Genomic DNA, 6427 nt, shown 5'->3' on the forward strand with positions numbered 1-6427 from the left:
ATATAAAGAGTGGTACGTTAACCAGAAGGGAGATTTAACCGTTAAAGAAATCAGGCATTATGTTGAATGCAATGCAGATCATTATGCCGCTGACTTTGTCTCTTTTACGCCTGCCGCAAAATCGGATGCCACGACAGATGACGATACGGGCTGCGCCTATGGGGGCAGTTTCCCTTATTTAACGACCTATATCCTTAAAGAACATACCGCTATCGGACAGCTTAAGGACGAGCCCAGAGAAAATGCTAACGTTGAATATACCTTTAGCCGCAATGATAGCGTAGTGAAAATCAGAACCGTCAATCAAGAATGGATGTATGTATCGGTATACGATCCCTCAGCTCAGGATCGGTTAAGCGATAAAAGGGGGTATATTCGATTCAGCGACGTTGCGCCGTTGAACTAACGCATCAGCGGCTTAGCCGATGACTAATAAGCGCCCCAACCGTCCGCTAAGACCGTCAGGGCCTTTTACTATTTGATCCCAGCCAGCACTGCTTTACGCTGGGTCTCCAGCGCCGAGACGCGGTTGCAAACTTCGTGGCCGAAGTTCTGGAAATCCTGCTCCTGATTGCTCCATTCCGCCTGGATCGCCTGCTGCAGGCCGCCGAGATTGCCCATAATCGCCTGTAGTGGGTTGCTGCCCTGCGAAGCCTGTTTGGTGCCTAACTCGTTCAGGCTGTCCTGTACGACCCCGCCCAGACTGCTCTGCACCAGGCGTTCGCCGTCGGCGCGCACCTGATCGATCGCCTGATGATGGAAGGTCAGGCCGTCGCTGCGATGCTCGATAATGCGGTTCATCTGCTGCTTCAGCTGTTTATCCAGCGTGGTGAGACGATTGCGCACGTTGCTGTCCGCGCCGAGCTTGTCGACAATGACCTTATCCAGCGCCACGCGGCCTTTCTCCAGCCGCTGCGAAGCGCCCTGATCGACCCACGGCAGATCGCGGCGCAGCGCCGTCTGATAATCCAGCGCCTTCTGACGCGTCGCGTTATCGACCTGAACCTGCTTACCGTTGTACTGCAGATCGCCTGTCGGCGAGATCACCAGATTGCCGCTGGCGCCGATCACCTGTACCGACTGCGGCGTAATCACCACATCATCCTGCGGTTTTACCGGGCATTCATAGGAGGCCGCGTGCGCCTGCACCGCCGCCAGAAAGAGTGCGCCCGTCAGCGCTTTACGCATCATAAAAACTCCTGGATCAGATTAAGGACATCATTGTCCTGCTCGCCCGCGTCAGACGTGAACGCCTGTCGCCACGCAGGCGGCCGCAGCCGCGCCTGTCGAAAACGCACGCGCGGCCTTACAGCTTAGTCCCACCACACATCAAAGAGTTCCGTCACCGTCACGCTTTCCATGTTGCGCGCTTCCAGCCACTGACGGACCAGCTCGCGATGCTCATTGGTGCATTTGCCGATCTTTTGCAGGCAGACCAGACCTTCCCATTGCAGATAGCCGCTGCCGTCGAACGCCAGGCCGTTGGGTTCGATCACTTCATTGATAAAGGCGTCAACGGCGGCGTCGATCTCTTCTACCGACGTGCCCTGCGGGAAGGTCCAGGCGACGGAAAACCCCAGCTCCTGAAACTCATCGATATGCATCTTTTTCCGTAAACGACGGCTACGCTGTATTGCCATTATTTGATCCTCTCAAACATCAAATCCCATACGCCGTGGCCCAGACGCTGCCCGCGCTGCTCAAATTTGGTTAATGGCCGCGTGTCGGGACGCGGCACATAGTCGTTGGTCTCAGACTGGTTTTTATAGCCGTCCACGCTGTTCATCACTTCCAGCATGTGTTCCGCGTAGGCTTCCCAGTCGGTCGCCATATGGAAAACGCCGCCCAGCTTCAACTTGCGCAGCACCAGCTCGGCGAACGGCGGCTGTACGATGCGACGCTTGTTATGACGCGCTTTATGCCACGGATCGGGGAAAAAGAGCTGCACCATGCGCAGCGAATTATCCGGGATCATCTTCTCCAGCACTTCGACCGCATCGTGACACATGACGCGCAGGTTTTCGACGCCCGCTTCCTGCGCCGATCCCAGACAGGCGCCGACGCCCGGCGCATGCACTTCAATGCCGAGAAAATTCTGCTGCGGATTGGCGCTGGCCATCGCCACCAGCGAGGCGCCCATGCCGAAACCGATTTCCAGCACTACCGGCGCTTCACGGCCAAATAACGCCACCAGATCCACCGGCTCCGCCTGGTACTCCACGCCCATGACCGGCCACAGAGTATCAAGCGACTGCTGCTGGCCTTTGGTCAGGCGACCCTGACGGCGCACGAAGCTGCGGATACGACGCAAAGGGCGTCCGTTTTCATCAAATTCCGGTGTGATGACGTCATTAATCATGTCGGTGTCTGCCTGTCTGCATATTCAGGAAAACGGGCATTATGCAAAGTTACCGGACAGAAGCAAGCACTTGCAAAGTTCCGGTTTACTCCACGCAATGTCTATGCTGGAATGCCTGCCTGAGTGTAGAGCAATAACGGAAATTTTCCTTCTTATGATGCAAGCGCAACAGTTCGCGCAGCAGGTGCTGGACTGGTATCAGCGCTTCGGACGTAAAACCCTGCCGTGGCAACAGGCCAAAACGCCTTATAAAGTCTGGCTCTCCGAAGTGATGCTGCAGCAGACCCAGGTCGCCACCGTTATCCCCTATTTTGAACGTTTTATGGCGCGCTTTCCGACGGTCAACGATCTGGCCGCCGCGCCGTTGGATGAAGTGCTTCATCTGTGGACCGGCCTGGGCTATTACGCGCGCGCGCGCAATTTACATAAGGCGGCGCAAACCGTCGCCGATCGCCATCACGGCGCGTTTCCGGAAACCTTTGACGAGGTCGCCGCGCTGCCCGGCGTCGGACGCTCTACCGCCGGCGCGGTGCTGTCGCTGGCGCTCGGCCAGCACTATCCGATTCTCGATGGCAACGTGAAGCGCGTGCTGGCGCGCTGCTACGCGGTGGGCGGCTGGCCCGGCAAAAAAGAGGTGGAGAAGCGCCTCTGGCAGATCGCCGAAGAGGTGACGCCCGCGCAGGGCGTCAGCCAGTTTAACCAGGCGATGATGGATCTCGGCGCGCTGGTCTGCACCCGCTCCAAACCCAAATGTGAAATCTGCCCGCTAAACAGCGGCTGCGTCGCTTACGCCGAAGGCAGCTGGGCCAGCTATCCCGGCAAAAAGCCGAAGCAGACGCTGCCGGAGCGCACCGGCTATATGCTGCTAATGCAGCGCGGCGACGGCGTCTGGCTGGAGCAGCGTCCGCCTGTCGGTCTCTGGGGCGGCCTGTTCTGCTTTCCGCAGTTCGCCGCCGAAAGCGAGCTGCGGGCATGGCTCAGCTCGCGCGGCATCGACGACGGCACATTGCAGCAGCTGACGGCGTTTCGCCATACCTTCAGCCATTTCCATCTGGATATTGTGCCAATGTGGCTGTCGCTGCCCTCTTCCGGCGCGGCGATGGATGATGGGCCGGGTCTCTGGTATAACTTAGCGCAACCACCGGCCGTGGGCCTAGCCGCACCGGTTGAACGCCTGCTGCAAGAATTGCGGCATCCACAGCAAATATCGCTGCATATGCGCGTTACTGAAGAGGAAGAGTAATGAGCCGCACAATCTTTTGTACGTTTCTGCAACGCGAAGCTGAAGGTCAGGATTTTCAGCTCTACCCAGGCGAACTGGGCAAACGCATCTACAATGAAATCTCGAAAGAGGCCTGGTCGCAGTGGATGACCAAGCAGACCATGTTGATCAACGAGAAAAAGCTCAACATGATGAACCCCGAAGATCGCAAAGTGCTGGAGAAGGAGATGGTGAATTTCCTGTTCGAAGGCAAAGATGTGCATATCGAAGGTTATACCCCACCAGAAAAATAAAAATTTGGGCCTCGTTTGAGGCCCTGTTTTGGTTGCGCGCAGAGACGATGAAAAAAAAACTGATTGCCTTGCTAGTGATAGCACCGCTGCTGGTTTCCTGTTCAGGCAGCAAAAAAGAAGCGTTCCATGAGGAGTGGGTAAAAGACACCAACGGCTTTGACATTTTGATGGGTCAGTTTGCCCATAACATCGAAAATATCTGGGGTATCAATGAAGTCCTGATCGCCGGTCCGAAGGACTACGTTAAGTACAGCGACAATTATTACACCCGCAGCCATATTAACTTTGAAAAAGGCTCGATCACCATCGAGACCATTTCCGGCACCGATCCGGCCGCCAGCCTGCGCCAGGCGATTATCACCACGCTGCTGATCGGCGAAGATCCGGGCAACGTCGATCTCTATTCCGACGCCAACGATGTGCAGCTCAGCAAAGAGCCATTGCTGTACGGCCAGGTGCTGGATAACACCGGCCAGCCGATCCGCTGGCAGGGACGCGCAGCCAGCTTTGCCGACTACCTGATCCAGAACAAGCTGCAACGCCGCGTTTCCGGTCTGCATGTGATCTGGTCCGTAACCATTCCGATGGTGCCAAACCACCTCGACAAGCGCGCCCACAAATATCTGCCGATGGTACGCAAAGCGGCGGAGAAATATAACGTCGACGCCTCGCTGATCCTGGCGATTATGCAGATCGAATCGAGCTTCAACCCCTATGCGGTCAGCCACTCCGATGCGCTGGGACTGATGCAGGTAGTGCAGCATACGGCGGGTCTCGATGTGTTCCGCATGAAAGGAAAATGGGGCAAACCGAGCCGCAGCTACCTGTTCGACCCGGAAAACAATATCGATACCGGCACCGCCTATCTGTCGATTTTGCAGGACAACTATCTGGCAGGCATCGCCAATCCGGTATCACGCCGCTATGCGGTTATTACTGCCTACAACGGCGGTGCCGGCAGCGTGCTGCGCGTCTTTTCCAGCGACAAGGATCGCGCCTTCGCGCAGATTAACGCCCTGTCGCCGAATGAGGTTTACCAGACGCTGACAACCCGTCATCCCTCAGCGGAATCGCGTCGCTACCTGTATAAGGTCAGCAACGCGCAGCGCAGCTACCACCGTTTTTGACAAAAACAAGCCCGCCCTTCCCGGTGGGCTTTTTTTCCCTTCACGTAATTTCGCTAAAATACGATTTTTCTCGCTGGTTAAACTCTCTACTCTTCTCCCTGCCGCTACAGAAGTGCATTTCTGACGCGCGCAGCAATTTTAATTTTTCCAAAAATTGCTAATAACAACATTTAAGGGAATAAAATGGCTGTAAATAAATTTAAGTTTAACCATCTTTGCCTGAGCATTATGCTCGTCACCGGCAGCGTCGCCACTGTGGCAGAAGCCGCGGTTACCGCTGATAAGCACACTATTAATAATATTAATGTGCTGACCAATTCCAACAACTCAGAAACGGTAAATATTAATGCGCCGTCCGCTAACGGCATTTCCCATAATAAATATTCACGCTTTGATGTGAATAAAAAAGGTCTGGTGCTGAATAACAGCAAAGATTCCTCGCTGACTTCCGTCGCCGGTCTGATTGCCGGTAACCGCAACCTGAACGAAAGCGCGCCGGCGCGCGTGATTCTGAATGAAGTGACTTCTTCGCAGGCGAGCAAGCTGGAAGGCAATCTGGAAGTAGCCGGTCAGAAAGCGCACGTTATTATTGCCAACCCCAACGGCATTACCTGTAACGGCTGCGATTTTATTAATACCAGCCGTAATACGCTGACCACCGGTACGCCGCAGTTCACCCAGAAAGGTGAGCTGGCGGGCTTCAAAGTGGAAAAAGGCGGCATCACCATTACTGATAACGGTCTGAAAGATAAATTCAGCGAATATACCGACCTGATTGGCCGCTATGTCGTCCTTAACGGCGCGGTAGAGGCGCAGAACCTAACGGTGGTGGCCGGTCGCAATAATCTCGTTGGGCTGACTGAGACTGGGGCAACCGCCCAGAGCAAGCTGGATGACGCCACTACTAACGTGCTGGTGGATGTAAGCAGACTGGGCGGCATGTACGCCAATAAGATTACCCTGGTGGCCAATAATAACGGTGTCGGCGTGCGTAATGCTGGCGTTATCAGCGCAGCCTCGGATCTGGATATCAGCTCAAGCGGGGATATCATTAATAACCTCGGCCTTATGCAAGCCGCCAGAAGCATCACATTAAATTCAGATAACAAAATTACAAACCAGGGCGGCACTATCGATACGTTTTTACTCAACGTTAAAGCGAAAGAGCTGGCTAATAACAAACAAGCCGCTCTCAGTCGAAATGAGCAGGGCCAGATTGAACCTGTGGATGCTGGTTTTATGGGGGGAAGTTTCACCTCGCTTGCCGTAGAGAAGAAAATAACTAACTCCGCAAAACTGCTCGGTGCTCAGTATCTGGATATTTCCGCCAGCGAGCTGGAAAACGACAACGGTTTTATAGCGAGTACGGGAACGCTGAATATCAAAGCTGACAGCGTCAAAAACAGCTCGTCGCTTGAATTCGATA

Annotated in this window: 7 protein-coding genes and 1 pseudogene; 5 read left to right on the forward strand and 3 right to left on the reverse strand. The window is 54.8% G+C overall.

Annotation, left to right across the window (positions count from 1 at the left end; genetic code table 11):
- Positions 1 to 406 (forward strand): annotated as a pseudogene (locus MYY08_RS15070) (hypothetical protein); the annotation flags it as partial.
- Between the two features lie 68 nt (positions 407 to 474).
- On the opposite strand, the gene MYY08_RS15075 reads toward MYY08_RS15070, so the two are convergent.
- From MYY08_RS15075 to trmB, 3 genes are all read right to left on the reverse strand, one after another.
- The gene (locus MYY08_RS15075; RefSeq protein ID WP_038624212.1) at positions 475 to 1191 is read right to left on the reverse strand and encodes a YggN family protein; all 717 of its coding nucleotides are present in this window, start codon (positions 1189 to 1191) and stop codon (positions 475 to 477) included.
- A 122-nt stretch (positions 1192 to 1313) separates the two neighbouring features.
- Positions 1314 to 1640, reverse strand: coding sequence for a YggL family protein (locus MYY08_RS15080; RefSeq protein ID WP_190296191.1), 327 nt, complete (start codon positions 1638 to 1640; stop codon positions 1314 to 1316).
- Positions 1640 to 2359: a tRNA (guanosine(46)-N7)-methyltransferase TrmB gene (trmB, locus tag MYY08_RS15085; RefSeq protein ID WP_038624210.1), complete on the reverse strand. Its 720-nt coding sequence runs from the start codon at positions 2357 to 2359 to the stop codon at positions 1640 to 1642. Before trmB ends, MYY08_RS15080 begins: the two co-directional genes overlap by 1 nt.
- A gap of 154 nt (positions 2360 to 2513) precedes the next feature.
- On the opposite strand from trmB, the gene mutY reads away from it, so the two are divergent.
- The 4 genes from mutY to MYY08_RS15105 form a co-directional block, all read left to right on the forward strand.
- Positions 2514 to 3602, forward strand: coding sequence for an A/G-specific adenine glycosylase (gene mutY / locus MYY08_RS15090; protein WP_038624209.1), 1089 nt, complete (start codon positions 2514 to 2516; stop codon positions 3600 to 3602).
- Positions 3602 to 3874: an oxidative damage protection protein gene (locus MYY08_RS15095; RefSeq protein ID WP_038624208.1), complete on the forward strand. Its 273-nt coding sequence runs from the start codon at positions 3602 to 3604 to the stop codon at positions 3872 to 3874. Before mutY ends, MYY08_RS15095 begins: the two co-directional genes overlap by 1 nt.
- 47 nt (positions 3875 to 3921) lie before the next feature.
- Entirely contained in the window at positions 3922 to 5001 is a 1080-nt protein-coding gene (gene mltC, locus MYY08_RS15100) for a membrane-bound lytic murein transglycosylase MltC (protein WP_038624206.1), read from the forward strand.
- Between the two features lie 183 nt (positions 5002 to 5184).
- Positions 5185 to 6427 (forward strand): filamentous hemagglutinin N-terminal domain-containing protein (locus MYY08_RS15105; RefSeq protein ID WP_288014779.1); only part of this gene is annotated, 1243 nt, incomplete at its 3' end.

Origin of the sequence: Mixta sp., from assembly GCF_024610815.1 — a bacterium.
In the GTDB taxonomy this organism is placed as follows: Bacteria; Pseudomonadota; Gammaproteobacteria; order Enterobacterales; family Enterobacteriaceae; genus Mixta; species Mixta calida.

Coding starts and splice junctions, on each gene's coding strand:
- mutY (WP_038624209.1), top strand. CDS start 2,514: ATGATGCAAGCGCAACAGTTCGCGCAGCAGGTGCTGGACTGGTATCAG.
- mltC (WP_038624206.1), top strand. CDS start 3,922: ATGAAAAAAAAACTGATTGCCTTGCTAGTGATAGCACCGCTGCTGGTT.
- trmB (WP_038624210.1), bottom strand. CDS start 2,359: ATGATTAATGACGTCATCACACCGGAATTTGATGAAAACGGACGCCCT.
- MYY08_RS15075 (WP_038624212.1), bottom strand. CDS start 1,191: ATGATGCGTAAAGCGCTGACGGGCGCACTCTTTCTGGCGGCGGTGCAG.
- MYY08_RS15095 (WP_038624208.1), top strand. CDS start 3,602: ATGAGCCGCACAATCTTTTGTACGTTTCTGCAACGCGAAGCTGAAGGT.
- MYY08_RS15080 (WP_190296191.1), bottom strand. CDS start 1,640: ATGGCAATACAGCGTAGCCGTCGTTTACGGAAAAAGATGCATATCGAT.